This window comes from Furfurilactobacillus rossiae (assembly GCF_013394005.1).
GTDB lineage: Bacteria > Bacillota > Bacilli > Lactobacillales > Lactobacillaceae > Furfurilactobacillus > Furfurilactobacillus rossiae.
The window spans coordinates 668038-693771 of record NZ_CP040586.1; the positions used below are offsets into that span (position 1 = coordinate 668038).

General features: G+C 42.7%; 22 protein-coding genes and 1 pseudogene. 13 read left to right on the forward strand and 10 right to left on the reverse strand.

What is annotated here, in order from left to right; genetic code table 11:
• Positions 1 to 94: 94 nt before the first annotated feature.
• Positions 95 to 1492: a glycoside-pentoside-hexuronide (GPH):cation symporter gene (locus tag LROSL1_RS03130; RefSeq protein ID WP_178913723.1), complete on the reverse strand. Its 1398-nt coding sequence runs from the start codon at positions 1490 to 1492 to the stop codon at positions 95 to 97.
• A 153-nt stretch (positions 1493 to 1645) separates the two neighbouring features.
• A complete protein-coding gene (locus tag LROSL1_RS03135; RefSeq protein WP_263863246.1) occupies positions 1646 to 3055 on the reverse strand; it encodes a sugar porter family MFS transporter in 1410 nt (469 codons plus the stop codon).
• Positions 3056 to 3428: 373 nt separating this feature from the next.
• On the opposite strand from LROSL1_RS03135, the gene xylA reads away from it, so the two are divergent.
• The 5 genes from xylA to LROSL1_RS03160 all read left to right on the forward strand — a co-directional run bounded on the left by xylA (position 3429) and on the right by LROSL1_RS03160 (position 10757).
• Positions 3429 to 4769 carry a xylose isomerase gene (gene xylA, locus LROSL1_RS03140; RefSeq protein WP_017261051.1) on the forward strand — a complete coding sequence of 447 codons (1341 nt, stop codon included), beginning with the start codon at positions 3429 to 3431 and terminating at the stop codon, positions 4767 to 4769.
• Positions 4770 to 4903: 134 nt separating this feature from the next.
• Positions 4904 to 6406 carry a xylulokinase gene (xylB, locus tag LROSL1_RS03145; RefSeq protein ID WP_178913725.1) on the forward strand — a complete coding sequence of 501 codons (1503 nt, stop codon included), beginning with the start codon at positions 4904 to 4906 and terminating at the stop codon, positions 6404 to 6406.
• Between the two features lie 105 nt (positions 6407 to 6511).
• A complete protein-coding gene (locus LROSL1_RS03150) occupies positions 6512 to 7675 on the forward strand; it encodes an ROK family protein (RefSeq protein WP_225440553.1) in 1164 nt (387 codons plus the stop codon).
• 150 nt (positions 7676 to 7825) lie between these two features.
• On the forward strand, positions 7826 to 8455 hold the full coding sequence (locus LROSL1_RS03155; protein WP_178913726.1) for a sugar O-acetyltransferase: 630 nt from the start codon (positions 7826 to 7828) through the stop codon (positions 8453 to 8455).
• A 262-nt stretch (positions 8456 to 8717) separates the two neighbouring features.
• Positions 8718 to 10757 (forward strand): heavy metal translocating P-type ATPase, encoded by a 2040-nt coding sequence (locus LROSL1_RS03160; protein ID WP_178913727.1) that lies wholly within the window; start codon positions 8718 to 8720, stop codon positions 10755 to 10757.
• 140 nt (positions 10758 to 10897) lie between these two features.
• On the opposite strand, the gene LROSL1_RS03165 is transcribed toward LROSL1_RS03160, so the two are convergent.
• The 7 genes from LROSL1_RS03165 to LROSL1_RS03195 all read right to left on the reverse strand — a co-directional run bounded on the left by LROSL1_RS03165 (position 10898) and on the right by LROSL1_RS03195 (position 16693).
• Positions 10898 to 11260 carry a GIY-YIG nuclease family protein gene (locus LROSL1_RS03165; RefSeq protein ID WP_178913728.1) on the reverse strand — a complete coding sequence of 121 codons (363 nt, stop codon included), beginning with the start codon at positions 11258 to 11260 and terminating at the stop codon, positions 10898 to 10900.
• A 45-nt stretch (positions 11261 to 11305) separates the two neighbouring features.
• Positions 11306 to 13537, reverse strand: a complete 2232-nt coding sequence (locus LROSL1_RS03170) for an AAA family ATPase (RefSeq protein ID WP_178913729.1) — start codon at positions 13535 to 13537, stop codon at positions 11306 to 11308.
• A 37-nt stretch (positions 13538 to 13574) separates the two neighbouring features.
• Positions 13575 to 14018: a DUF6530 family protein gene (locus LROSL1_RS03175; RefSeq protein ID WP_178913730.1), complete on the reverse strand. Its 444-nt coding sequence runs from the start codon at positions 14016 to 14018 to the stop codon at positions 13575 to 13577.
• Positions 14019 to 14050: 32 nt separating this feature from the next.
• On the reverse strand, positions 14051 to 14797 hold the full coding sequence (locus LROSL1_RS03180; RefSeq protein WP_178913731.1) for a DUF2087 domain-containing protein: 747 nt from the start codon (positions 14795 to 14797) through the stop codon (positions 14051 to 14053).
• A 276-nt stretch (positions 14798 to 15073) separates the two neighbouring features.
• Complete coding sequence (locus LROSL1_RS03185) at positions 15074 to 15484, reverse strand: peptide deformylase (RefSeq protein ID WP_178913732.1); 411 nt, start codon at positions 15482 to 15484, stop codon at positions 15074 to 15076.
• 64 nt (positions 15485 to 15548) lie between these two features.
• Positions 15549 to 15884, reverse strand: coding sequence for an ArsR/SmtB family transcription factor (locus LROSL1_RS03190; RefSeq protein ID WP_161001992.1), 336 nt, complete (start codon positions 15882 to 15884; stop codon positions 15549 to 15551).
• Between the two features lie 182 nt (positions 15885 to 16066).
• Entirely contained in the window at positions 16067 to 16693 is a 627-nt protein-coding gene (locus tag LROSL1_RS03195) for a cation efflux transmembrane domain-containing protein (protein ID WP_178913733.1), read from the reverse strand.
• A gap of 457 nt (positions 16694 to 17150) precedes the next feature.
• On the opposite strand from LROSL1_RS03195, the gene LROSL1_RS03200 reads away from it, so the two are divergent.
• The 7 genes and pseudogenes from LROSL1_RS03200 (at position 17151) to LROSL1_RS03230 (ending at position 23670) form a co-directional block, all read left to right on the forward strand.
• The gene (locus LROSL1_RS03200; RefSeq protein ID WP_178913734.1) at positions 17151 to 18608 is read left to right on the forward strand and encodes an NCS2 family permease; all 1458 of its coding nucleotides are present in this window, start codon (positions 17151 to 17153) and stop codon (positions 18606 to 18608) included.
• A gap of 223 nt (positions 18609 to 18831) precedes the next feature.
• On the forward strand, positions 18832 to 19245 hold the full coding sequence (locus tag LROSL1_RS03205; RefSeq protein ID WP_178913735.1) for a MerR family DNA-binding transcriptional regulator: 414 nt from the start codon (positions 18832 to 18834) through the stop codon (positions 19243 to 19245).
• An 18-nt stretch (positions 19246 to 19263) separates the two neighbouring features.
• Positions 19264 to 20928: a CocE/NonD family hydrolase gene (locus LROSL1_RS03210; protein ID WP_178913736.1), complete on the forward strand. Its 1665-nt coding sequence runs from the start codon at positions 19264 to 19266 to the stop codon at positions 20926 to 20928.
• On the forward strand, positions 20921 to 22300 hold the full coding sequence (locus LROSL1_RS03215; protein ID WP_178913737.1) for an MFS transporter: 1380 nt from the start codon (positions 20921 to 20923) through the stop codon (positions 22298 to 22300). Before LROSL1_RS03210 ends, LROSL1_RS03215 begins: the two co-directional genes overlap by 8 nt.
• Before the next feature lie 200 nt (positions 22301 to 22500).
• Positions 22501 to 22822, forward strand: a pseudogene (locus LROSL1_RS03220) (DMT family transporter).
• Between the two features lie 231 nt (positions 22823 to 23053).
• Positions 23054 to 23269: a hypothetical protein gene (locus LROSL1_RS03225; protein ID WP_178913738.1), complete on the forward strand. Its 216-nt coding sequence runs from the start codon at positions 23054 to 23056 to the stop codon at positions 23267 to 23269.
• Positions 23269 to 23670, forward strand: a complete 402-nt coding sequence (locus LROSL1_RS03230) for a type II toxin-antitoxin system death-on-curing family toxin (protein WP_268885886.1) — start codon at positions 23269 to 23271, stop codon at positions 23668 to 23670. Before LROSL1_RS03225 ends, LROSL1_RS03230 begins: the two co-directional genes overlap by 1 nt.
• Positions 23671 to 23877: 207 nt before the next feature.
• On the opposite strand, the gene LROSL1_RS03235 is transcribed toward LROSL1_RS03230, so the two are convergent.
• On the reverse strand, positions 23878 to 24774 hold the full coding sequence (locus LROSL1_RS03235; RefSeq protein WP_178913739.1) for a helix-turn-helix transcriptional regulator: 897 nt from the start codon (positions 24772 to 24774) through the stop codon (positions 23878 to 23880).
• 203 nt (positions 24775 to 24977) lie between these two features.
• Between LROSL1_RS03235 and LROSL1_RS03240 the strand changes: the two genes are divergently transcribed.
• On the forward strand, positions 24978 to 25676 hold the full coding sequence (locus tag LROSL1_RS03240; protein WP_178913740.1) for an SDR family NAD(P)-dependent oxidoreductase: 699 nt from the start codon (positions 24978 to 24980) through the stop codon (positions 25674 to 25676).
• Positions 25677 to 25734 lie beyond the last annotated feature (58 nt).

Genomic DNA, 25734 nt, shown 5'->3' on the forward strand with positions numbered 1-25734 from the left:
TGTTCCTTTTGAGGGCGGGCGGCCCAGTTAAATAGTCGATTAAAGATTTTCTTGAAGAACATCGTTTCTGCCTCCAAAACTATTAAATAATCTATTACTTGACGCTTTCACGTGCCGTAATTTCTTCATTCATCTTTTCAACTTTGTCATCTGTCAGGTGATAGAAAGCAAAGACAACCATTGCTAGGACGGTTAGGATAATTGGTACGATTGTGGTTGTTAACCGAATACCCTCAAGCGAATGAGCTGTTTGTGTTTTATTAGCAGCAAAACCGAAGGCTGCCAATACATATCCTGGAATCACGCCACCAAGCGCCATTCCAAACTTGAAGAAGAAACCAATGACGGCATTGATAATGCCGTTCTCACGTTTTCCAGTTTTCCATTCTCCGTAAGTAATTGTTTGTGGTACTAGAGCCCACTGAAAACCGGTTGATAGGATAATGCCAGCCGCTTCAATAACACGGGCAATAAATGTACCAGTAATATTGGTTGCTGGAATAAAGTACAACATGACAAAGCCGACGATTGATAATGCTAAACTGCTTTGCATTAATACTTGTGTGCCTAACTTGCGGTTTAGCCAAGGAGTTAGTGGCACCACAATGAAGGCTGGTAATGTGCCGAGGAGGTTATACCATTGCATCAAGCCAGGATTGCCTGCGTTATATGTCATGTAGTAAGCCCCAACGGAATTTACGACGGACATTAAGCCAAACGTAATGATGAAGAAGATTGCCAGTGTGCGTAATGGTCCATTAATAACGAGCTGGTGAAATAAGTCCGAAACGTGAACATTGTTTAATTGATCTCCACTCATAGTGATACGTTCAACGGATTCGTGGAAACAATAAATAAGAATTAAAGCGCCGGCGATACCATATACGACCATCGTCCAGAACCAACCGATTTGAGATGAAGGACCTGAATAACTTCCGCCTGAGAACAATTTGACACAAATAGGCACACCGAAACTAACGGTGAGTGAACCTAAATTGGCTAACACCATGCGTAATGATGTCATGGAAACAATTTCCTTGTTGTTTCGTGTCATAGCGGCGTTCAGCGAACCATAAGGAATGTTAACGGTCGTGTATAAAACTGATAAACCAACGTAAGTGACGTAAGCGTAAACAAGCCGACCCATTGCAGAAAAGTTGGGAACAGTGAAGCAAAGTATTGCTAATCCTGCTAAAGGTACTGACATATACAATAGATAGCCACGATATTTACCAAATCGGGTTGTATGCTTATCAACAAATGTTCCAACAATAGGATCATTGATGGCATCAATAAGGCGAACGACTAAAAACATTGTTGCCGCAGCACTGGCACTTAGGCCAAAAACGTTGGTATAAAAGAATAACAGATAAGTTGAGATAGTTGTGTAAATTAGATTTTGAGCAAAGTCACCTGTGGCCCACCCAAATTTTTCACGGAAAGGCAATTTTCCATCTGCACTTATCTGTGTTTTTTTTACAGAATTTTCCATTTTATTAATTTCCTTTTTGATTTAATAGAGTAGCTAGAAAGACCGCGGTATAAGTAGTGGACGAAGAGAGCAGGGATCTCTTTGAAAAAAGCTAACGGTACATTTCACAATGCAGGTTGCGTTTTGAACTATTCATATCACGGCCTTATATTATTAATTTTCTGTATTTGAATTATTTGTAGCGTCAACGGGAGTGGCTTCAGTTTCACCAGCACGTGAACGCAATGTTGCTTCAATTTCTTCAAGTGAACGGTTACGTGTTTCGAAGACTTTGCTGTGAACAAACCAGATAGCAACGAAACAAAGTGCCATGTAACCCAAGAACAGACTCCCAGTTCCAAAGAAGTTGAGCAATGGTGGGAAAGTCAGCGAAACAATCATGTTGGCTCCCCAGTTAATGACACTACTGAAAGAGTTTCCTAAACCACGAATGTTTAATGGGAAGACTTCACCAATCATGACCCACATAACTGGACCCCAAGTGGCGGAGAAGAAAGCAATGTAGATAGTTAATGCAAGAACACAGACGATAGCGGCGGCAAATGATCCATGTGAGAATTTCATTGCAACGCTCATAACGAGCAATGAGACACCCATCCCGATACCACCGCCGATTAGCATCTTTTTACGGTCAATCTTATCCATAATGGCGACCGCAATAGCAGTAACGATAACGTTGAAAATTCCTATTCCAATGTGGGCAAGTAAAGCAGCCGAAACACCAAAACCAACGTCGGTGAAAATAGTTGGCGCATAGTAGAGCACGGTGTTACAACCCATAACTTGTTGGAAAATAGCTAGTCCAACACCAATGACTAAAGCTGGACGCACTGTTTTGCCAAATAACTCGTGCCAGCCGCCACTCTTGATGGCAGCTTGTTGTTTGATCTGAGCGAGTTCTTTAGAGACAGCATCCTGGTCGTTATGGTTCATTTGATTCAGAACGGCAGTCGCAGTTTCTAAGTCACCGTTCTTAACTAAGAAACGAGGACTTTCAGGTAGTAACAAACCACCAAGAAAGAGAATGGCGGCTGGAAGGGCAGCAAATCCTAACATCCAACGCCAGCCAGTGTACATACCAGAGAAACTATAGTTAGTGATGTAGGCCAACAGAATCCCGGTCATAACCATTAACTGGAATAAACTGGACACTGTTCCACGTTTGTCAGCAGGTGCTAATTCAGCTAAGTAAGTGGGGATTAAGGCTGATGCGGCACCGACACCCATTCCTAAAATGATCCGAGAAAGAATTAATGTCCAAAACTCTGGGGAAAATGCAGATCCTAATGCCCCGACAAAAAAGATAATTGATGAGAGCAAAACCAGTTTGCGACGGCCAAAGCGATCGGACATTGGCCCAATAATAGCGGCACCAAGAACGGCACCTAACAGAACGGCACTAACGACCCACCCTTGTTGCCATGAACCGAGGTGCAGTTGCCGTTGAATAAATAGAATGGCACCTGAGATAACCCCAGTATCATAACCAAAGAGCAAACCACCAAGTGCTCCGAAAAAATAGACGAAGCCTGTTGATACTTTTCTCATGTTATTTCTCCTAATTAATATGTTTTGAAAGTTTGTAAGTTGATTATTAGTTAGAAGATTTGAGTTAGTGTTCTTAAACAACTAACAGTGCAGAGTATAAATTCGATTGACAATAATTGCAAGCGCTTTCCAAAAATATTGTGAAAAAAGTGCATGTTGTTTTTATGAACTACAGTGATCCTTGCTATATTTGAATTTGTGGGATTGTGACGGGATTGGCGGTCTTTATAAGGAAAACAATTTGATAAAATGTTTTACTTAACAAATATTACTTTAAAAAGTTTCGTGAAAGGGCTTGCATTTTCAAAATTGAGGAGCTATGATTCAAATCGTAAGTTGGTTGTTAGCAAAAACTATCTCAAACAAATTCATTTGGAGGAATTCATTCATGGCTTATTGGAATGTTGATAAAGTACCTTATGTTGGTACTAGCGATTTGAAATCAGGTTTAGGTTTCCACTATTACCAACCAGACAAAGTGGTTGCCGGCAAAAAGATGCGCGACTGGTTACGGTTTTCTGTAGCCTACTGGCACACATTTGATCAACGCTTAGTTGACCCATTTGGTGATGGGACTGCCCAACGTCCTTACGACAAGTACACTGACCCAATGGACCAAGCCTTGGCCAAAGTTGATGCAGCGTTCGAATTTTATGACAAGTTAGGCGTTGACTTCCTATGTTTCCATGATCGTGACCTTGCTCCAGAAGGTAACACGTTGCGTGAAACAAACAAGAATCTGGACAAAGTTGTTGATAAGATTGTTGAATACCAAAAGACATCTGGTATGAAGGTTCTTTGGAACACATCAAACTTATTTACAAACCCTCGTTTCGTTGAAGGTGCTGGTACTTCTCCATACGCTGACATCTTTGCTTACTCAGCTGCCCAATTGAAGCACAGCTTGGAAATTGGTAAGCGGGTTGGTTCTGAAAACTATGTCTTCTGGGGTGGTCGTGAAGGTTACGAATCACTTTGGAACACTGATATGAAGAAGGAACAGGAACACGCTGCTAAATTCTTCCACATGGCTAAGGACTACGCTAACGAAATTGGTTTTGATGCTCAGATGTTACTTGAACCAAAGCCAAAGGAACCAACAACTCACCAATACGACACAGACGCAGCAACAACCATTGCCTTTATGAAGGAATATGGTTTGGACAAAGACTTCAAATTGAACCTTGAAGGTAACCATGCCAACTTGGCTGGGCACACTTATCAACACGAAATCAAGACTGCTGTTGATGCTGGCTTGCTTGGCTCATTGGATGCCAACCAAGGTGACAAGTTGATTGGCTGGGATATTGATGAATACCCATCAAACTTGTACGAGACCACTGCTGCTATGTATGAAGTTCTTTTGAACGGTGGTATCGGACCTCGCGGTGGTTTGAACTTCGATGCTAAACCACGTCGTTCATCATTCGAACCAAACGACTTGTTCTACGGCCACATCGTCGGCATGGACAGCTTTGCTGCTGGTCTGTTAGTTGCTGACCGGATGTACCAAGACAAGGTTTTGGAAAACTTGAAGGCAGAACGTTACAGCTCATACAAGTCTGGTATTGGTGCTGAAATCGAAAGTGGCAAGGCTGACTTTAAGTCTCTTGAAGCATATGCCATTGACAAGCCTCAATCTGAATTGATTGCTGCAACGCACTCGGATCACCTTGAACAAGTTAAGGACACTATCAACCACTACATCGTTGACACTTTAGGTAAATAATTGTTAGTCAAATAAGCTTCACCGGTGTAATCAAACGGCGGCACTGCGGAAAGTTCTCCGTGATGCCGCCGTTTGTGTCAAAATAAACAACGTACTTCTTGTTATCCAAAAGTATGTGTTGTGGAGGATTTACTATGAGTTATGTATTGGGTGTGGACCTCGGCACTAGTGCTGTTAAGGTTTCTGCCATTGATAAAACGGGAACGATCAAAGCCCAGCAGAGCTATGATTATCCACTTAGCCAACCTAAACCTGGGTACAGTGAACAAAACCCCGAAGATTGGGTGATGGGAACGACGGTCGCTATTGTACGTTTGATTCTTAATGATGGCATTGCGGCTGCGGATATTGACGGGATCAGCTATTCGGGGCAAATGCACGGGCTTGTTTTACTTGACGCTAACAATCAAGTTTTGCGACCGGCTATTTTGTGGAATGACACACGAACAACTAAACAGTGTGAAGAAATCTCCGCCAAAATGGGCGATGATTTCATTGAAATCACCAAAAACAAGCCACTGGAAGGTTTTACCTTACCCAAGTTACTGTGGGTGAAGGAAAATGAACCGGAAACCTTCGCTAAGGCAGCAACATTTTTGCTGCCTAAGGATTACGTTCGGTACCGGATGACGGGAAAATTAGGAATGGATTACTCAGACGCTTCCGGAACTGTGCTTGAAGACGTGATGAATCATGAATGGAGTACCAGAATTTGCAAGATGTTTGATATTCCTGAGTCAATTTGCCCACCACTAATGGACTCAATTGACTATGTTGGTAACATTACGCCAAATTATGCAGAATTTTCTGGATTGGATACCCATACCAAAGTGTTTGCAGGTGGTGCAGACAACGCTTGTGGTGCAGTGGGTGCCGGCATCTTACACCCCAATATGGTGCTGTCCAGTATTGGTACATCAGGTGTTGTCCTGAAGTATGAAGAAGATCCAAGCATTGATTATAAGGGCACACTTCAATTCGAGAATCACGCCATTCCAAATGCCTATTATTCGATGGGTGTGACACTGGCAGCCGGATACAGTCTGAACTGGTTTAAAAAGACGTTCGCTAAAGATACTGATTTTAGCGCATTTGTGGCTTCATCTAATGAATCACCAGTAGGTGCAAACGGATTGCTATTTACGCCGTATATTGTTGGTGAACGCGCACCATATGCTAACGCAGATATTCGCGGGAGCTTCGTTGGTATTGACGGTACTCAAACGCGTAGTGACTTTGTGCGTTCTGTGTTGGAGGGAATCGTGTTCTCGTTCCGTGATATTTTAGATTTGTTCGAACAAAATGGTAGCCAGTTTGATACCGTTGTTTCAATTGGCGGGGGCGCCAAGAGCCCATTGTGGTTACAGATTCAAGCCGACATTTTCAATGTTGATGTGGTTAGCTTAACAAACGAACAGGGACCTGGATTGGGTGCTGCCATGTTAGCCGCTGTTGGTCTCGGCTGGTTTGATACTGTTCAAGATTGTGCTGCCCAGTTTGTTCACTTTGGGACTGTTTATCATCCAATTGAAAAGAATGTGGCAAAGTACAAAGAATTACACAAAATTTATCAAACAATCTATCCGTCAACGAAAGAGCTGTCCTCACGTTTGCTGGCGTTTAGACGCAAAAATTAGGGACGACATGGTATCGATTTAGGAACATTCCTGTTATTTATGCATACTTACCGCCGTCTTTATGCATTATACTAATTGCATAGAATTGATAAGGTGGGGTTGAAGGTGAGTAGCAAAGTTTTAAATCAGGATGTCATGCGCAGTGTGAATCAAAAATTGGTTCTTCAACAGATTTTTAATGAGGGGCCAATATCGCGGATTGACGTTTCTAAGAAAATTAAATTAAATAAATCAACAGTGTCTACCTTATACAACATGCTAAAAGAAAACTCTTTGGTGGTGGAATTGGGCCAGGGCGAATCAACTAGCAGCGGTGGTCGCAAACCGATTTTTACGCAGGTGAACGCTCACTGGGGTTATACAGTCAGTTTTGAAATTGGGTACCGTCATCTTCATATGATGACTAACTACTTAAATGGTGACATTATTTCGTTTCGCAATTTTGATATCGTCGGGATGGATATTCATCAAATCATTGATGCAATGCGTGCAAAAGTGCGGCAGATTAATATTCCGGGAACCTTACACGGGTTACTAGGCATTGGAGTAGCTGTTTCTGGAACTGTTTTGGATGAACATGTTGTGCATGCACCGTTTATCGATATGAAGGATGAAAATATCGTTCGAAGTCTTACTGGTGAATTTCAAGTGCCAGTCATGATGGAAAACGAGGCTAATTTATCTGCTATTTACGAGCGTGATTTCAACGAAGCAGGGCTGTATCTAAATACAATCACAGTCAGCATCCATAAGGGGATTGGTGCCGGAATCATTATTGATAGTCAGCTTTACCGTGGTTTAAATGGTGAGGCCGGTGAAATTGGACGAAGCATTATGATGGATGCAAACGTAGGGATGTTAGACAATTTTCGTAAAGTGGAAGATTTCTGCTCTGAAGATGCCATTATTGGGTTTGCTCAGGGCGTTAAAGAGGATCCTAGCTTACAACGAGATGACTTAGTGGATCTATTTCGTAGTGACGATGAAGATATTAAGAAAATTCTGGATGAATTTACGACTGCCATTGCCAAAATTATTTTCAACGTAGCCAGTGAGTTTGACCCAGAAGCTATTTTCATTAATTCACCGCTAATTGATGAATTGCCGTCATTGCTCGAACAAATTCGTCAGAAGTATCAACTGATTTCTCGGAATCGCACCCGCATTCGGCTAGCAAAGGATTCACAGCATGCAACATTACTTGGTGCATGTTCCCTTATTACGCATCGCGTTCTTAAAATGGACGATTATGCCCTAAAGTTTGTGTAAGGCTAGATCCAGATTTATTTATTTTTAATGCGTCATTTTAAATTCGATTAAATGAGAGGGCAATGATTCAGTGATTTTCTGAATGATTGTCCTTTTCTTTAAACGTAAATGGTCAAAATAAAAAGTATGCAATGTGAAAGAAGAGAGATCATGGAAAAAGTTACGTGGCCGGAAGCTGGCAAAAGGATGCTAGCAGGCAAGGCTTTTCGACAGACAGATGAGTTATTGGAAATTAGGTTACAAACACGTCGAGAAGTGAAGTCGTTTAACGACACTGATCCCGCAGATTTGAAATCGCGAGAACAGATTATTCGTCATTTGTTTGGGAGTATTGGCAAAGATTTTTACATTGATTCACCGTTTCACTGCGATTATGGCGTCAATATCAAGGCAGGTGACAATTTAAAGGTAAATATGGGCTGCACGTTTTTAGACTCTAATGTCATTAATATTGGTAATGATGTTTTGATTGCGCCAAATGTTGGTTTGTATACGGCAGGTCATATTGTGGATCCAGAATTACGCAAAAAGCCATCTGCTTTGCAATATGCTTTACCGATTAACATTGGCAATAACGTTTGGATAGGCGCCCAGAGTATTGTGTTACCTGGTGTGACGGTCGGTGATAATACGATTATCGGTGCTGGCAGTGTTGTAACTCGTGATTTACCAGCGAATGTCGTTGCAGTCGGAAATCCCTGTCATGTATTACGTAAAGTGAATGGCCGAGACAAACACGAGTTTTTAGGACGGCCGTTTAGTGCAGCGATGGACGATTAAAATTTAATGATTTCGATGGTGAGGCCGGCTCTGCAATTGGGTTGGCCTTTTGATGTCCTCAAATGGAATTAAAACGGAAAACTTACGATTTGTTAGTTCAAAAATGACGATGACCGTTTCTCGCTGGGCACCTTTGTTAGCGCGAATATCACGAACTGATTATGATTAAGCGTAAATAATTGGTGCATGGAAATGTTTTATACTCAATCTTTGTGCTAAACAAGCACGTGATCGGTTGAATCAAAAGAGAGAAGGCAGTCGCATGAAAAATATGAATAAGGATAGTCATGCGTCAATGGATATGAATAATGACAGTGACCTGATGCAACACGGCGGTGAAATGATGCATATGGGCAACATTACGCAAAAATTTTGGGTGTCATTAGTTGTCTCAATTCCGGTTGTAATTTTGTCACCCGTATTGCTGAATCGTTTCTATCCAGGACTCGCCTTTCCTGGATCAGAATGGTTACTGGTAATTCTAGCGTCGTTTATGTATTTTTACGGTGGCGCACCATTCCTTCGTGGCGCACGTGCTGAAGTAAAGGATCGTCATCCGGAGATGATGACATTGATTGCCATCGGGATTTCCGTTTCCTATTTCTACAGCATTTATGCGTTTATTATGAATACGTTTGTCGGTGGCACAAACGTCATGGATTTCTTCTGGGAATTAGCCACACTGATCGACATTATGTTGTTGGGACACGTCATTGAAATGAATGCCGTGATGTCTGCAGGTAACGCCTTGCAGAAAATGGCCGCACTGTTACCAAATGATGCAACACTAGTAAATACAGATGGCACCACAAGTGACGTGCCGTTGTCAGAAGTTCAGGTTGGTCAAACAGTGCTAGTTAAAGCTGGCGAGAATATTCCGACTGATGGCACGATTGTCGATGGTCAAACGTCGGTTAATGAAGCGATGGTCACTGGCGAAGCACGTGACGTCACGAAAGACATTGGTGACGAGGTTATTGGGGGCTCGACAAATGGTGCCGGCGTTATCCAAGTAAAGGTTACCGGGACTGGAGAATCAGGATATCTGTCCCAAGTGATGCAGTTGGTCAATAATGCGCAGAAAGAAAAGTCTAACGCTGAAGGCGTTGCTGATCGTGTAGCTGGGTGGCTAGTGTATGTGGCTGTTGGTGTTGCCCTAATCGCATTTTTCCTTTGGTGGATCATCAACAAGAACTTTAATTTTGCTTTGGAACGGATGGTCACCATTCTTGTGATTGCTTGTCCTCATGCTCTCGGTCTCGCTATTCCGTTGGTTGTTGCTCGCTCTACATCCATTGGGGCCAAAAACGGGTTGTTGACGCGCAAACGGCAGGCGTTAGAGGATGCAAGGCGGTTAAACGTAGTGATGATGGATAAAACAGGGACATTGACAGAGGGAAACTTTGCCGTTTCTGACGTTGAGAGCTTTACAGTTGATCATGACGCTGATGGTATTCTAGCAATCATGGGCGGTCTAGAAGCCGGCTCATCCCACCCCCTATCAGTCGGTATTATTAAGGAACTCGAAGCCCGACACAAAACGAGTGTCGCTGTAGACAATATCAACAACTTGCCGGGAACGGGGATCGAAGGCGAGTATCAGGGCCATCATGTCGCAATTGTGAACGAACGCTTTGTGGATGAAAACAGGATCGATTATGATCGGAGCAAATTTAATGAACTGTCTTTGCAGGGTAACACGGTGAGTTTCTTGATTATCGACAATCGTTTGTTAGGATGGGTTGCTCAAGGCGATCAATTGAAGGAAAGCTCAAAAGCTTTGATTGATGGCTTGAAGGCGCGCGGCATTCGTCCAGTTATGCTGACAGGTGATAACAAGCAGGTTGCTGGACTGATTGCTAACCGTTTGGGAATTCCTGACGAAGATGTGCATGGTGAACTGAGGCCAGAAGACAAGGAAGTTATTGTCAAACAGTATCAGGATCAAGGATTAGTTGTTGCAATGGTGGGCGATGGTGTCAATGATGCACCGAGTCTGGTTCGCGCAGATATTGGTATTGCTATTGGTGCTGGCACGGACGTTGCCGTTGATTCTGCCGATATCGTGCTGGTTCGTAGCGATCCGTCCGATATCTTGCATTTCCTCGATTTAGCACACAACACAACAAGAAAGATGGTCCAAAACTTATGGTTCGGGGCTGGTTATAACATCTTCGCCATTCCGTTGGCCGCAGGCATTCTAGCATTTGTCGGCATAATTCTTAGCCCAGCCGTTGGTGCGTTGCTCATGGGGCTCAGTACGGTGGTCGTGGCGATCAATGCGCAAACGTTGAAAATTTAAGGTGCCTTAATCAAGGGGCGATTAGTTTTAAAGAACGGGATGGCAACCCCTGTGATCAAGAAAAGCGGCACAATTTAAAAAAGGTGAAATCTAACGCTACGTTTGGTAAACGTAATGTCAGATTTCACCTTTTTGTGTGATTACAATTCTTTCATGGGCTGGTTATATCCGCGGTCGCCAAATGGCTGTAATTTAGCAAACCACTCCTTTTTGAGTTCTTTGAGTGTGCGTCGCATGTTTAACACGTCTGTAGCATCTTTTCGATACAATTCGCTAAACTCAAAGTTTTCCGCGCCATACTTTCGCCAGTCAGCTAATAGGTCCGGATTTGGGAAACTACCATTGTTTAAATTTTGCTGGTAAAAGGACCACCGATTTTTGAGGTTGGGCACAGCGGCGATGTATATTTTGCCATTCACTTTATTTTTCAGTTGAATCACGCCATAATCGATCTCAATTTTTGCATATTGATCCAACAGTTCTTGTTTTCGTTTGGGATTCATTAGTTCCTCCTTTGTTACCTGTTTTCTACTAGTATCAGCATCCACTCATACGAATCTCATAACGATGTGCACCAAATTGGTAGCGAGTTGGTTGAGATCGGTAAAGTCGAGAAAACGTTGGTTACCATAAATTTCCTTCAACGTCGCAGCGTCATCACCCAGGGCAGCGGAAAGGACAACAATGCCTTCTCTTTCGGCTTCATGAACGATCTGTTGTAAGTCATCCTTAGCTAAGTCACCGGTGTAGTTTGGCATTGCTTTGGGTTGACCGTCGCTAAGATTGATCAGCAGTTTTGTTTGCTCAGTTCGTGCTGCAAGTTTGTCCGCCAGAATTTTGAGGGCGCTGCCATCACGGTTGTTATTCAACGCTTTGATGGTCGTCAAACGTAGCAAGGCGGTGTCATAATCTTCGTTAAATTCTTTATAAGCATAGATGGAAGTGCGTTCACGTTCACTAACATCTGCCGTATCACCATTAATGGTTAACGGAATGTTTAGATCTCGACAGAAGGCGGTGAGAGCGAAGAGTGCTGTTTGCTCATGCTTGATGCGGTTATCCTCAACCATTGAAGCAGATTGATCAACACGGATGGCAATTGCTAGTGAGGGGTCTTCATCAGGAGTCCGCTTTTTTGTGAAGTAACCGAAATCTTGATTAACAACTTTATTAGCATCGAATTGTTGTCCAAACACTTTACCCTTAGCGACATCGCTAGCGTGCTCATTCTGCAGGATTTCGCGCATTTGTCGCACTAGTTGATCCGTAATAAGGTGGTTGGATTGTAGCTTTTCATTGGCTAGTTTAACGTCGGCGGGCGTGATCTTGGGAACGTGAACGATAAGACCTTCACGTGCATGAATGGTATTTTTCAAACTTTCGCGAGCTGATTGATTTAACGATTTTCGCGTTTGTTTGGCGGCATCGGCATCAATCACTGGCATCGAGACTGTTTCGCCTTCGTGAAAACTTTCTTCTTGTTGCTTGGTACCGATCGTACTGGTTACGTCGAGGCTAGCGTCACGTTTGGCAACTTCGGCTGTGACTTTATCACCGTCTGGTTGAACATTATTATCTTCACTCTTAGTGTCTAGCGACTTTTCATTGTCAGGTGAGATGGGTTGCTTATCAGCTTCTGAATCTCGGTCAGGCTTATTCTGGTCAGCAACAGCAGGTGTGGTCGGTTCACTGACCGATGGCTTAACGTCTTGTTGTGTATGAGTAGCAGTAATGGTTCGTTTGACAGCCGATTGGGTGACCAAACTGACGAGTTGATTCCAAAGTCCGGCATCCACAATTGCCTGTTTCAATAGTTCAATTTCGAGTTCATCAGTGGTGATTTTATAGAGAACCATCTGATCAAACGATTTAAGAATATCTGTAAAAGCAGTGCTGGCAGACCAATAAAGGTAACTCCGCATTCCAGCGACACCGTGAATACCATTGGCCTTTGCCGTTTCATCAAGTAAACGAATAATGTTTGCCATCACGGTCAGCAATTTTTCGTCATGTAGACCACTTTTTGCGGAAGCGCGGGCAACCATGACCGGGATGGTCGGTAAGTCCATCTTTTCAGAATACTGCATCCGGTCTCGCAGAGATTCGTTTAGTGGTCGGTTACCTTGATAGTTTCGGTTAGTTGTTAACACCACGACCGTGTCAGGATGTCGTCGAATTCGACCTTTTAGGGTTTCCAACGTTCCATTAGGTTCCAAAACCGAGTTCAACGCAACCAACACGGACGCGTCACGGATGACAGTCGGTTCTTGGATTTCTAGCAAGTAACCGTTTTGAACGGCCTTAACGATTTCCGAAGGATAGAAACGATAGCTAACGGATTGGTGACTATCTTGATAATGTTGCAAATAGGCCTTGGCGTCCTTCTCAGACAACTTCAAGTGGTCGGCCAAACGTGAAATAACTTCTGCTTGTGACTGACTCTCATCAAAGATGGTTTGTAGTTCGGAATCTTCGTCCAAGACAGGCAGCAGGGAACCGAGAATATCGGATTTATCCATATCTGCAAAACAGGTAATTTTTGTGTAGGGAAGTTGTAAATCAGCGGAAAGGGCCTTTGCCAGTTGTGTTTTACCGGAACCGGCGTCACCTTCCAATAGTAAATTTGTAATGCGCATTTCCGGCATTTGCCAGGTGGCGATGATGGTATTAGCAATGCGGCGTTCTTGTTCACTGGTCACGTGAGAAGCCGGTTTCTGCCAGATCATCGCTTGTTCCACGGTGGAATAGTCAGTGCGCTGTTTTTGTAATGTGGTACTCATGATTCTAACTCCTTAATTTTTGTGCAACACTCTGCTCTTAATACCCCAATTTTTTCAATTCGTCGGCAAGCAGGCGGTAACGTTCGCCGTACAACTCTCCGTCACTTTGCAGTTGGTCATAGAAAAATTGGATATCGTGTGCAATGGTTTCGTTATCGGCATCAACATTGATTTCGAACCCAGTTCCTTGTAACGCGTGTTTGATGATTGCAAGGTGATCCGGGTCGTATAGATCGTCCATTTTGTAGGCGGCTTCCATAAAGTAGGCATTGGTGCTGAGAATCAGCAACGCTAAATCTAAAATGCGCGTTGCGGGAATGGTTTGTGATTCATCATGGTTAAGTTGCACCATGAGTTCGCCAGTCGTTGGGCGGGAACCAAGTTTGTCACCATAAGTTGCTGTATCAACAGCATGGGTGCCAGTACTACGGCCATCAGTTTGGTCAAACTTGGGGTTGATTGAAATTGATTTGTAAGTCATGTTAATTTCCTCGATTAATTTGAGCGGGAAAATCAGTCCTTAACAATCCAGTAACGTGAGCCATCACGGGTACGATCCATAAAGCCGTACTCAATGAGATAACGGCGCAACGTTACGGGGTCATCGCTAATTTTCTTTAAAATTGCAGTAATTTGTAACTCATCCCATTCACCATCAGTTGGCAAACTTTGTGTGATGCGGTCGAGAACGACCACGATTCGCTTTTGTTTACGCGGCAAACGCTTTAAAGTCAGCTGTCCATTCGTTTCTGATAAATATTCTGCGACAGTGTTCTGCCATTCAGCGTTGGTAATTGCGAATCGGTCATCTGGTCTGGCAACGTGACCAGGAATGGGGATGAGGGTGTCTGATTGGTCATGATTGATCTCAAAGACATTGTGGTACATAGCCAAATATTGCTTGGCTTGTTTGGCTTTTTCTCGAAACGTAAATTTTTGATGGCGAATCGTAGAAGCCGAAACATTCATGTCTCGTGCAATATCAGCATCTTTTTTACCAGTCGCAAACTCAGTTAGTAAGGCTTGTTGCTTCTCTGTTAATTGATTGTATTTTGAATCATCATGGATTAATTGGTACGCGTTTCCTTGATGAACGTTTTGAATGTGTTGCTCAATTGCCGCTGCAGCAGCAAAAAAATGATCATTAATTTGATAAACCTGGTCGGCTTCAAACTTGGCATCGCAGTAGTTACAGTAAAAAGTATCTACTTGACGATGCCAACCTTGTTCCAACTCTTGTTGCGAGTAATTTGAAAGCATATTATCACCTCAATCAATAAACGTATATTAAATGTGTTTACTATATTCGTCAACACTTTTATCTTTTGTTTATTACAGTATTTGATTTTCGCCGGTTTTGAGTACGGATGTTAACAGTGTTTTATTACTGATGATCATGGCATCAACGCTCTGTCGCGAAGTCGATTTAATGCAAACACTTAGAGCCATTTTTGGCGAAATCAGTGATCAATACAAAATAGGATCAATATTCGAACATAATTGCCCGGATATTGACCCTATTTTGTAAGCTAGTCGTTAAATTAAAATCCCGTCGCAATGATCGATTTCATGTTGAATAATCTGCGCAGTGAAATCGGAGAATGACGCCGTTTTTGTTTGCCAATCAGTTGTTTGGTAACGGACGGTAATGTTGCGGTAACGGGTTGTCGGTCGTTGACCTGATAAGGACAAACAGCCTTCGGTAGTCTGATAAACATCTTGTTTTTGAGTAATCACTGGATTAATCATCGGTACCAGCATTGGCCCGAGTTGGTAAGCAATGATGCGTTTTGTCTGCCCAATCATATTTGCCGCCATTCCAACACAATTGTCTTGGTGGGCCCGCAGCGTGTCGACAAGGTCAGCAACGATTTGTTGGTCAGCAGGTGTTGCCAGTTGGGAGACTTTTTTTAAACTATTGATGTTTTTATTGATGGGTTGAATCATAACGAACCTCTTTTAAATGACGAAGTAGAAGGCTAACAGCATTATTAGTCGTGATGACAGTGCGTTACTCATTGTGCTTTTTACCACGCACTACATGATCCGCATGTTCAAGGGTCTCTGTGACGATGTCAAGAATGTGAGGATCGTCTAGCCGATAATAATTCGCCTTACCAACACGTTTGGCTGTAACCAACTGATGCTTTCGAAGTAGCGCAAGTTGATGCGAAACGACCGATTGTTCTAAGTTAAGCAACGTGCTCAAGTCATTAACGTTTAATTCCTGTTGTTCCAAGACGTATAAAATTTGCAAACGTGAGGGGTTGCTGAGCAATTTAAAAATTCGCGTCGATTCACTTAAATGAAATGAATCGATCAAGTTCGGTTTGTTGGAGTTTGTCATAGCGATTCCTTTCATTTCATATGTTGAGTCTAGCATGTTCAGTTAATTGCGTAAATGTCGAAAGTCATTCAAAGGCGCGGCTTAAAGGTGAAAATGTTCAAATCGAGACAAACTAAAATGGCAAGTCTGACGCAATGTAAAGCCTCAAACTTGCCGTTTTGTTATTTTGCAGGAGTTCTTTGTTAGTCCTTGCCCCGACCTGCTTGGAAAGATTCCCAGCCCTCACTGGCAATAAAGTAAACCAGCACAAGTGCGGCCACAGAGTCGGCCCACCACCAACCGAATAGCGCGGTTAGAACGCCACCGACTAATACAGTAGCAGCCATATAAGCACAGGTGATATTGCACATCCCATCTTCCGCTAAAGCATCTGAATGAAGTGCCTTGCCTAACGCGCGTTTGCGCAAAGTTAGAAATGGCATCAAGATAACGGACGCAATGGCGATTGCAATGCCGGAAAAACTTTGATCAGCAGCTTGATGTGTGACTAAATTGAACAGCGAAACGCCAATGACATAGACGGATAGTAGCAGGAGAACCGAGCCGACGATTAGTGAAGAGCGACGTTCAGCACGATTAATTTCGCTCTGGCTTGCGCCATTTGCTTCTTTACGTAAACGCCAAATCAGTGTGCTACCTGAAATAATTTCTAAAAAACTGTCCAATCCAAAAGCAATTAATAATATTGAATGTGCCGTAATACCGGAGTAAAGACCGACTAGGAATTCAAATGCCATCCAGCCGGTTGAAAAGTACTCCGTGTGAATGCTTCGACGAACAAGCATGTTTGAATCAGCGTTATTTTGCATATTCTTTCTCCTCAATCGAGCCATTTAACGGACAACCTAATCTGAGGTTCAAATGGGGTTGCTTTAAACATGTTATTTTATTCATATGTTGATATTAACATTACAGCCCGGATTCGTAAACAACAATATTAAGTGCTGAAAATGGGCAAACTACGAATTTGCCGAAAAGAATGAGATAACGCTTGAATTAATTTTATTGGTATGGAAGAAAATAAATATGACGAAATTCTTTTGACGTGAACTGACGTAAAACACGAACTTTATTGATAATCTAAGTAGAAAATAAAACAGAAACCATTTTTTTGCGTGAAACATTGTAATTGGCTGTCAAAACGACAAAAAGTGATTGCATTTTGGTTTTTAAATGAGTACGATGTCTGTATTGAACACGAACTAATATCGCACTAAATAATTGTATTATTCGTGTTTATAAAAATAATTATGATGGGGTGACATAGTGGAACGGTTATTCGGATTAAAAAAGGCAGGAACCACAGTCAGTACAGAAATTGGTGCAGGTTTGACAACGTTTTTCGCCATGTCATATATCCTGTTTGTTAACCCTCAGATTCTTGGACAAACTGGAATGCCTGTTCAAGCTGTGTTCTTGGCAACAATTATTGCCTCGGTAGCCGGAACATTGGTTATGGGACTTGTTGCAAACGTTCCTTATGCGCTAGCGCCAGGGATGGGACTCAATGCTTTCTTCACGTATACTGTTGTTATGAGTTTAGGCTTCAAGTGGCAAGCAGCGTTAGCGTTAGTTTTCTTCTGTGGCATTATTAATATTCTGATTACCGTCACCAAAATTCGGAAGATGCTGATTTCAGCAATTCCGATGAACCTGCAATTGGCAATTAGTGGTGGGATTGGCGCCTTCATTGCTTATGCGGGTTTGAAAAACGCCGGCTTTTTAAAGTTCACTTCAGACGCTGGCAATATTTTATCGATTAACAATAAAGCATTTTCTGGAACACAAGAAACATTCCACCATGGCATTGAGACAGTTGTGACTGGCGGTGGCATCGTGCCAGCATTACAAAACTTCAATAATGCCAGCATCGTGTTAGCACTGATTGGCTTAGTTATTACAGTTTTATTGAAGGTTCGCAAAGTTCCGGGTGCTCTATTGATTGGTATCTTTGCAACAACGATTATTGGTATTCCAATGGGTGTCACCAACTTACACTTATCTAGTGCCTTTACGTTTGGCGCGTCGGTCAAACAGTTGGGAACAACTTTCTTAGCAGCATTTTCGTCACAAGGAATGGGATCGTTATTTTCTGACAGTCACCGCATTATTTTAGTGTTAATGACCATTCTGTCGTTTAGCTTGTCTGATATTTTTGATTCACTGGGTACCTTTATTGGAACTGGCCGTCAAACCGGTATTTTCTCAGGTGAAGAAGAATTACGTTTGGAAGCCGAACCAGGTTTTAAGTCCAAACTGGATAAGGCATTGTTCGCCGATTCGATTGCAACGGGGGTTGGCTCACTGTTCGGTACATCTAACATTACGACGTACGTTGAAAGTTCAGCCGGAATTGGTGCTGGTGGTCGTACTGGTTTAACAAGTGTCGTCATTGCCATTCTTTTCTTGGCCAGTTCAGTTCTGTCACCCTTGTTGTCAATTATTCCTACAGCCGCAATTGCGCCATCACTAATCTTAGTTGGCATCATGATGATGAGTTCATTCAATAAGATTCCGTGGGGCGATCTAGAAGAAGCAATTCCCGCATTTATGACATCATTGATGATGGCCTTTGCCTATAACATTACATATGGAATAGCAGCAGGATTTATCTTCTACTGTTTGATTAAGACTGTGATGGGTAAGGCGAAGACGGTACATCCATTGATCTGGATCGTGTCATTACTCTTCGTCATTAACTTCACGGTGTTGGCGTTTATTTAATTAATATGAATTAATTTGGATTAGTTTTTTTGGGTATTTGCTGATATTTATAAAAATCATAGCGTATGTTTTGTTTTCTTTTTAGAGCACCATTGTCAATCTCATTGACAATGATGCTCTTTTCTTATACGATTGATGTCGAAAGTGATTCAGTAATGTTCTCCAATGTCGACAATCAAAAATAATGACTCAGTTAGTTTGGATGGAGGTAAACAGAATAAAGATGAATCCATTTGTGATATTTAATCGATTAACGTTTGGAAGCACTCAGGTTGCGAATGCAGCTGGCGTAACAAGTCGGCAGCTGCGGTACTGGGAGACACAAGGCTACATTGAGGCTTTGCCAGAAAAAGCTAACAATGCACGTCAATATAGTGTTGGCAACGCCATTAAAGTGATTTCGATAAAACAAGGTTTGGATAGTGGCCTTAAATTGGCGGATGCAGTGAAAGCAGCTGGCGATATTATTGACCAGACAAATTATCTTGGGACCTTAATGGGCAGTACATATCTCGGTTATCAAAAAGCTGCAGATCACGTTGCACTTCAGTTTGGACCGCTCGAAGGCAATCCGGATGAACAGTTAACCGGCATTATCAAACAGGACAAAACCTATTTTGAAATCACAAAAAAATAGAGAAAAGGGGCTATAATCATGGATTTTGAATCATATATTGCACCAATGCTAAAGGGAATTGAAGACAGTGGCTTTCCAGTGAAATATTCAGATCCTATCGTTCGTGAGGAAATGTTACCAATGCGGGATGGAGTGAAGCTAGCGACAGACTTATTTATTCCAGATTCAGAAGGACATTTTCCGACAATCGTTCAGCGTGGTTGTTACGCGGCTCAGGACCCAATGAATAAGATTCTTGGTAAGGAGTTTGCTAAACGCGGATTTGCCTATGTTTTTCAATTCTGTCGTGGCATTGGTCGTTCAGAAGGTGAATGGGTGCCTAAGGTTAACGAGCGGCGAGATGGCAAGGACCTAGTTGACTGGCTACAAGAGCAAGATTGGGTCGCCAATATGGGTTATTTTGGCAGTTCATATTTGGCCATGACAGGTTGGGCAATCGCTGATGTCGTGCCATCAAAAATGAAGACGATGTACTTAAGTAATTATGGTGTTCATGATTATTTAGCTAATTACCACAATGGTATTTTAAAACCTGATATTACAACTTCATGGGCAATGGATAATGCTGGTTGGCAGGTATCTGCAGATTATTTGACCTCAGCCAAGTATCGGCCGGCGATGACTGCCGATGTTGATCTGTGGGGTGGCGAACTACCATGGTACCGGGATGTTTTGTCTAGTACTACGGAAGACAGTCATTATTGGTCGGCAAAGACGAGTAAGAATCTTCGGGCAGTAGCGTCCAAAATTACAATTCCACTGTTTATGTCTGAAGGTTGGTACGATCATCATTTGGAAAATGCCTTAGCCACATATAATGAATTGTCCCCAGAAACTCAAGCACACACGGTTTTACAAATCGGCGGATGGAATCACTTTGGCCAACCAGCCATCTTTGACCGGCCGACACCAAACATGATGAAAAATGAATTGCAGAACATGTTGACATGGTTTGGCAATGTATTAGTTGATCATCAGATGCCAGAAGGAAAGATTGAAACATACGAAATTAATGCGGATCAGTGGCATACACAAAAGACGTGGTCGAAGGGCGATCAAACAATATCGTACTTTTTGAGTGGACAACAGCCAGCGTCAGCTGCGCTGGTATCATCAACGGATGCGATAACTGCTGGGACAATCGATTACGATTTTGATCCGGAAAACCCAGTGCCATCAGTTGGTGGTGAAGTGATGCTTAAAACAATGAATCAGATTGGCAGTCGCACACAACCAGAGCCAAACTATCGATCAGATGTCATCAGCTTTGTAAGCGAACCGCTGACCGGATCGCAGCATTTGTTTGGTGAGATTCAGTTATCGTTAAATGTCGAAACTGATGTGGATGATACGGCGTTTGTGGCAAAAGTTATGGAAGTACAGCCTGATGGTCGAACATTTAACATTCGCACAACGATTACGACAGTATTGTCGCAAGACTCAGCGTATCAAGCCGGTAAAACGACGCTACTGAAATTAACGATGTTACCAATTGATTGGCAGTTAGCAACAGGCAGTTGTGTTCGCGTCGACATTACCTCGTCAGATTTCCCGCAGTATCAAATCCATAGCAACTTTGCGGGCAATCAGGCAGCTCAAAAGGAAGTCCGCACAGCTCATCAACGGCTACATCTGACGTGCGATTTGCCTAGTACACTGACTTTGCCGGTGATTCATGACTAAAACAGGTCAGAAAAGTTGGCCAGCTATTTTCAGCGTGGCCACATTGGCATTCGTTGGTACGCTGATTGAAACTTCTATGAATGTCACATTCCCCACGTTGATGCGTACATTTCATGTTTCACTAGGATTGACACAGTGGGTCACGTCCGGTTATTTGATGGTAATGGCGCTGACCATGATGTGTTCAGCCTTTCTAAGACGACGATTTTCCTTATTGACGCTGTTTGATGGTGCCACTGCGCTTTTTGTGGCTGGTGCTGCATTGTCTGTCATCGCAAGCCAATTTACCGTACTGTTATTCGGTCGCTTGATTCAAGCGGGGTGTGCCGGCATCGCAATTCCATTGATGGTCAACTTGATTTTTCAAATCGTGCCTTCATCGCGAATCGGATACTATATGAGTATGGCCGGCATGATTGTTAATTTAGCACCAGCTGTTGGTCCAGCGTTTGGTGGGGCAATGACGTCATTTGACAGTTGGCGGTTGATTTTTTACGTGACGGTTCCAATTGTGGCTTTAGTTTGGTTGTTCGGCCGTCGTATGCTAGTACCGTTCTCAAAGCCAGGCCAATTATTGGTCTTTCCGTGGCGACAATTTTTAACGTTACTGATTGCCTTTGTGGGCATTAATATGGCAATGAGTCAGGTAAAAATTAGCTGGCGATCATTTGGTATTGTCACGGTTCTCTTTGGGATAAGTGGTTTCATGTTATGGCTTTACAACCACCAGCGACATCATGATCAAACGGACTTGCTGAACTTTTCGTTATTCAGCTCTTTTCGCATTCGTTCAGCTTTCTTGATCTACGTGCTCATTCAGTTAATTAACCTAGGGATTAATTTGGTGATTCCAAACATGGTTCAATTGGGACAACACATTACGGCGTTCCAGAGTGGGCTAATTCTGTTACCAGGTAGTCTATTAGTGGCTATCATTAATCCACAATTTGGCAAACTATATGATCACGTTGGCGGTCGCTTGCCCATATGTGGTGGGCTGGCCTTGATGCTTATCGGTGTGTTGGGTCTTATCATGGTTGCTGGTGTGCCTGGTGTTGTTTGGCTGATTTTACTGTATTTGTTCTTTAGTATCGGTCGGACCATGGCTTTTGGTAACGTCATGACTGATACCTTAAAGGGGAGCGCGCCGACGAACCGAACAGATTTAAATGCCATGTTTAGTATGGGTCAACAGCTGGCAGGGTCGATTGGATCAACCATAAGTGCGATTCTGCTGACATTGCCACGCTCCTCGAACCCACAAATGACTGTCATCAAAAACGGTCAGATTGTGTTTATTGTTTTTGGCGTTTTAATTTTATTGGCATTATTAGCTGGGTTGCGCCTGTTTCCGCGAAAAATAAACGAGTAGTATGGCCAACACAATTTTGTTGTGGTTAATGGAATCAGTTTGCCCAGTTGCCGCAAACGTGCTATATTATGCTTACTAATTTAATGAATTCAAACCACCGCCGGGTGGGCACAGAGTGCAATTACTGATTTCGAGAGGCTATAGAGAAATCAGCAATCGCACTCTTTTTGTTTTCACGAGGAAATCAGGAGGATCTGAATATGGCATGGATTGAGTTAATGATTGCAGGAGTGTTTGAAGTTGTGTGGGCGACGGCGATGAAATTGAGCAACGGCTTGACCAAAATGAACTACACAGTGGCGACGGTAGTGGGGATGATCATCAGCTTCTTGTTGCTGGCACGGGCTACGAAGAGTTTGCCACTTAGTTTGGCCTATCCGATTTGGACAGGCGTCGGTGCTGTCGGTTCCATTGTCGTGGGCGTTCTTTTCTTCGGCGACAAGATTCCGTTAGCAACATGGGTTTTTCGTTGCGCTTCTGCTGATTGGTATTATTGGCATTAAATTGACCGTTGGTGAGTAACTATCAGTGGGGCGGCTTGTCGCTTGATGACGTTTGATCTGGAATATGTCATCGCATTTTGTCATTAACTTCAGGGTTATAAATGGCTTTGAGAATAGGTGAGCTAATTCATAATTCTGTAACTGCTGAAGTGTAACTGCTGAAGATAAACTGTTTGATATTCAGGCAAAAAAAGTTACACTGTGTATACGTATTAATGAATGTATACACGGCGTGACAAGGAGGTACCATATGATTATTAAAAGTAGAAAAGTAGGTAACTCGATAACTGTGACGATTCCCAAAAAGCTAAATGTACCAGAGAACGCGGAGTTTGAACCGAGTGTGGATAGTGAAGGAAACATTTTTTTGAAGAGAGTTCCGGAACTTACTGATGAAAAAGTTAAAGATATCCATCAATTTATGGACCAATTCAAACCCCTAATGGAAAAACTTAAGGATAAATAATGCACATTAAATATCTAACAAAGGCTGAATTGATTGAAATTAATCATTACGTTGTTCTCCAAGTTGGTGGAACAAATTATGGTGTGCAGTCGATTGCGTCCTTAGATGTCATTGTTAAACAGCCAAGTCAGGTCATTTTTGGACATGAATTGTACCCGACGATTTGGCTTAAAGCAGCGTTTATTTTGCAAAAAATTACAAAAAAACATGTTTTCGTAGATGGCAATAAACGTACCGCAATTCAGGCAGCACTTTATTTTTTGAATTTAAACGGTTATTCAGTGCAAAATTTGGATTTAGTAAATAATGCGGATTCATTTATTTTAGCTGTCACGAATTCCATGGATAACGAAGAAACTATGAATAGTATCGCTGAATGGTTGGAAATGATTTGTTCCTGAACCATCGCCACGCATTGAGCATTTACAAATAGTTGTCATCTCAAATGGTCAAAACACTTATTTTTGTGCTTATTTCATTTTTGTCACTATCAATGGGTGATCAGTTCGTCGTTGATAAAAGAGATTGCTTTTGAATGAAAAACCACAAAAAAGTGATGGTCACTTCATAAAGTGCCATCACTTTTTGTATGCATTTTCATCGAAAAATTATTCATTTGAAAGTTTTTCTAGTAGGGGGCTAAACGATGCCTTGAAGCGTTGCAACTGTTGGGGGTTGGTGTGATTTAAAATCCCCATGATTTTATCTAATGTATTATCTTCGAGAGAAGGTGTGAACACATACATGTGTAAGTCAGTGTTGTCACCGACGATGAAGTTGGTTTCATCAAAATGAACCTCTCCAGTATCTGGGAAGATCATTGTTTTACCGCGTTCAGCTTCAGGCACGATATCATGTTGCGTCCACAGTTGACTAAATATTGCGCTGTCATGGCGAAGAGCAGTTACAAAATCGGCTAAATCCTGATCATCCGTTTGGCTAGCATACATTTGACGGAAGCGACCGACCATATTATGGGCAACAATTGGCCAGTTAGTAATTACCTGAGCAAATGCATCATCGGTAAACATTTCACGCAATAGGTTTTCATGCACTAGTGGGTGACCAACTACTTGAGTAGCAAACACATCTGCTAATTGATTAACGGCAACAAAATTCCACCGTCGATCAATAACGATGACGCCAGATAGCGGCCAACTGTCAATCGTGCGCTGTAGCATCGGGTTGATTGTTTCGGTAAAGGGTGCTGGCGTATCAGGTTGAGCGACACCGGCTAGCGTATAAAAATGGTTAGTTTCGCTTTCGGTGAGTTTGAGGGCGTTAGCTAAACTGGCAACGACCTGATCGGAAATATGGATATCCCGTCCCTGTTCCAGCCATGTATACCACGTTAGACTGATGCCGGCTAGTGTGGCAACTTCTTCCCGCCGTAATCCGGGTGTTCGACGTCGACCAATAGTGGGCAGGCCAACCTGGTCGGGTTGCAAACGTGAACGACGCGTCACTAAGAAATCCGCTAGTTCTTGTTGTCGGGCTGTTGTCATCTCTCAAGTCTCCTTAGCTGTTAGTTTATATACTAGTATAAACTAACAGCTTAAACTATTATACAAACTCGTTATAATTGCTTTTGTAAATGAGGTGAACGGCATGAGTTGATGTGAGTTTGAGTTTCATGAACTGAGCTAGTGCCGACATTAATTTTACCCAAGCAAATAAATAATCGGTATCTTACATGGAGGTATAACAAATGAAACAGGCATTTGTCACAGGTGGTAACAAGGGACTGGGGTTTGAAATTGCAAAGCAATTAGGCCAACAAGGGTGGCAGGTTATTATTGGGTCCCGCGATGCAAAGCGTGGGGAAGAAGCGGTCAATCAATTACGTGCGGCAGGTTTAGAAGAACCACAATCTGTTGAGTTAGATCTCAGTAATTCGCAAACAATTCAGGCAGCCGCTAAAACAATTACTGATAATTATCACGAGTTACAGTTACTTGTTAACAACGCCGGTATTCCCGGCGATCTGAGAGTTGCGGGCATTGAGACGACGATGGCAGATTTGCGAGAGACGATGGAGGTCAATTTTTTCGGGACGTTCGAATTAACTCAAGTACTGTTTCCACTGTTGAAACAAAATCAGGGGCAAGTTGCCAACATCACGATTCCTACGACACCAAACAAATTGTTTAATCCGTTTGCCTATCAAACGAGTAAGGGCGCCCAAAATGTAATGACAACTTCCTTAGCCACTTTGTTTGAAACGACTGATACACCGGTTGAAATCTTCAGCGTTCATCCGGGACCGGTATCCACGGACTTGAACGGCAACCTGCAGGCCGACTTTATGCAGTCCGCTGAGGAAGCGGCCGCTGGCGTTGTCCGTTTGATTACGAGCGAAGAACCTAAGCAAGGGGCATTTTTGGAAGTTAAGCCTGCGATTGGGTAAACAGCAAAGGTTGTGTAGCAGTGACCAAATTTAAGAATATAAAGAAGGCTTCTCGATA

Bases quoted from the DNA above. Each gene is read 5' to 3' on its own strand.
- LROSL1_RS03130 (WP_178913723.1), bottom strand. From the start codon at position 1,492: ATGGAAAATTCTGTAAAAAAAACACAGATAAGTGCAGATGGAAAATTG.
- xylA (WP_017261051.1), top strand. From the start codon at position 3,429: ATGGCTTATTGGAATGTTGATAAAGTACCTTATGTTGGTACTAGCGAT.
- xylB (WP_178913725.1), top strand. From the start codon at position 4,904: ATGAGTTATGTATTGGGTGTGGACCTCGGCACTAGTGCTGTTAAGGTT.
- LROSL1_RS03155 (WP_178913726.1), top strand. From the start codon at position 7,826: ATGGAAAAAGTTACGTGGCCGGAAGCTGGCAAAAGGATGCTAGCAGGC.
- LROSL1_RS03160 (WP_178913727.1), top strand. From the start codon at position 8,718: ATGAAAAATATGAATAAGGATAGTCATGCGTCAATGGATATGAATAAT.
- LROSL1_RS03165 (WP_178913728.1), bottom strand. From the start codon at position 11,260: ATGAATCCCAAACGAAAACAAGAACTGTTGGATCAATATGCAAAAATT.
- LROSL1_RS03170 (WP_178913729.1), bottom strand. From the start codon at position 13,537: ATGAGTACCACATTACAAAAACAGCGCACTGACTATTCCACCGTGGAA.
- LROSL1_RS03175 (WP_178913730.1), bottom strand. From the start codon at position 14,018: ATGACTTACAAATCAATTTCAATCAACCCCAAGTTTGACCAAACTGAT.
- LROSL1_RS03180 (WP_178913731.1), bottom strand. From the start codon at position 14,797: ATGCTTTCAAATTACTCGCAACAAGAGTTGGAACAAGGTTGGCATCGT.
- LROSL1_RS03185 (WP_178913732.1), bottom strand. From the start codon at position 15,484: ATGATTCAACCCATCAATAAAAACATCAATAGTTTAAAAAAAGTCTCC.
- LROSL1_RS03190 (WP_161001992.1), bottom strand. From the start codon at position 15,884: ATGACAAACTCCAACAAACCGAACTTGATCGATTCATTTCATTTAAGT.
- LROSL1_RS03195 (WP_178913733.1), bottom strand. From the start codon at position 16,693: ATGCAAAATAACGCTGATTCAAACATGCTTGTTCGTCGAAGCATTCAC.
- LROSL1_RS03205 (WP_178913735.1), top strand. From the start codon at position 18,832: ATGAATCCATTTGTGATATTTAATCGATTAACGTTTGGAAGCACTCAG.
- LROSL1_RS03210 (WP_178913736.1), top strand. From the start codon at position 19,264: ATGGATTTTGAATCATATATTGCACCAATGCTAAAGGGAATTGAAGAC.
- LROSL1_RS03215 (WP_178913737.1), top strand. From the start codon at position 20,921: ATGACTAAAACAGGTCAGAAAAGTTGGCCAGCTATTTTCAGCGTGGCC.
- LROSL1_RS03225 (WP_178913738.1), top strand. From the start codon at position 23,054: ATGATTATTAAAAGTAGAAAAGTAGGTAACTCGATAACTGTGACGATT.
- LROSL1_RS03230 (WP_268885886.1), top strand. From the start codon at position 23,269: ATGCACATTAAATATCTAACAAAGGCTGAATTGATTGAAATTAATCAT.
- LROSL1_RS03235 (WP_178913739.1), bottom strand. From the start codon at position 24,774: ATGACAACAGCCCGACAACAAGAACTAGCGGATTTCTTAGTGACGCGT.
- LROSL1_RS03240 (WP_178913740.1), top strand. From the start codon at position 24,978: ATGAAACAGGCATTTGTCACAGGTGGTAACAAGGGACTGGGGTTTGAA.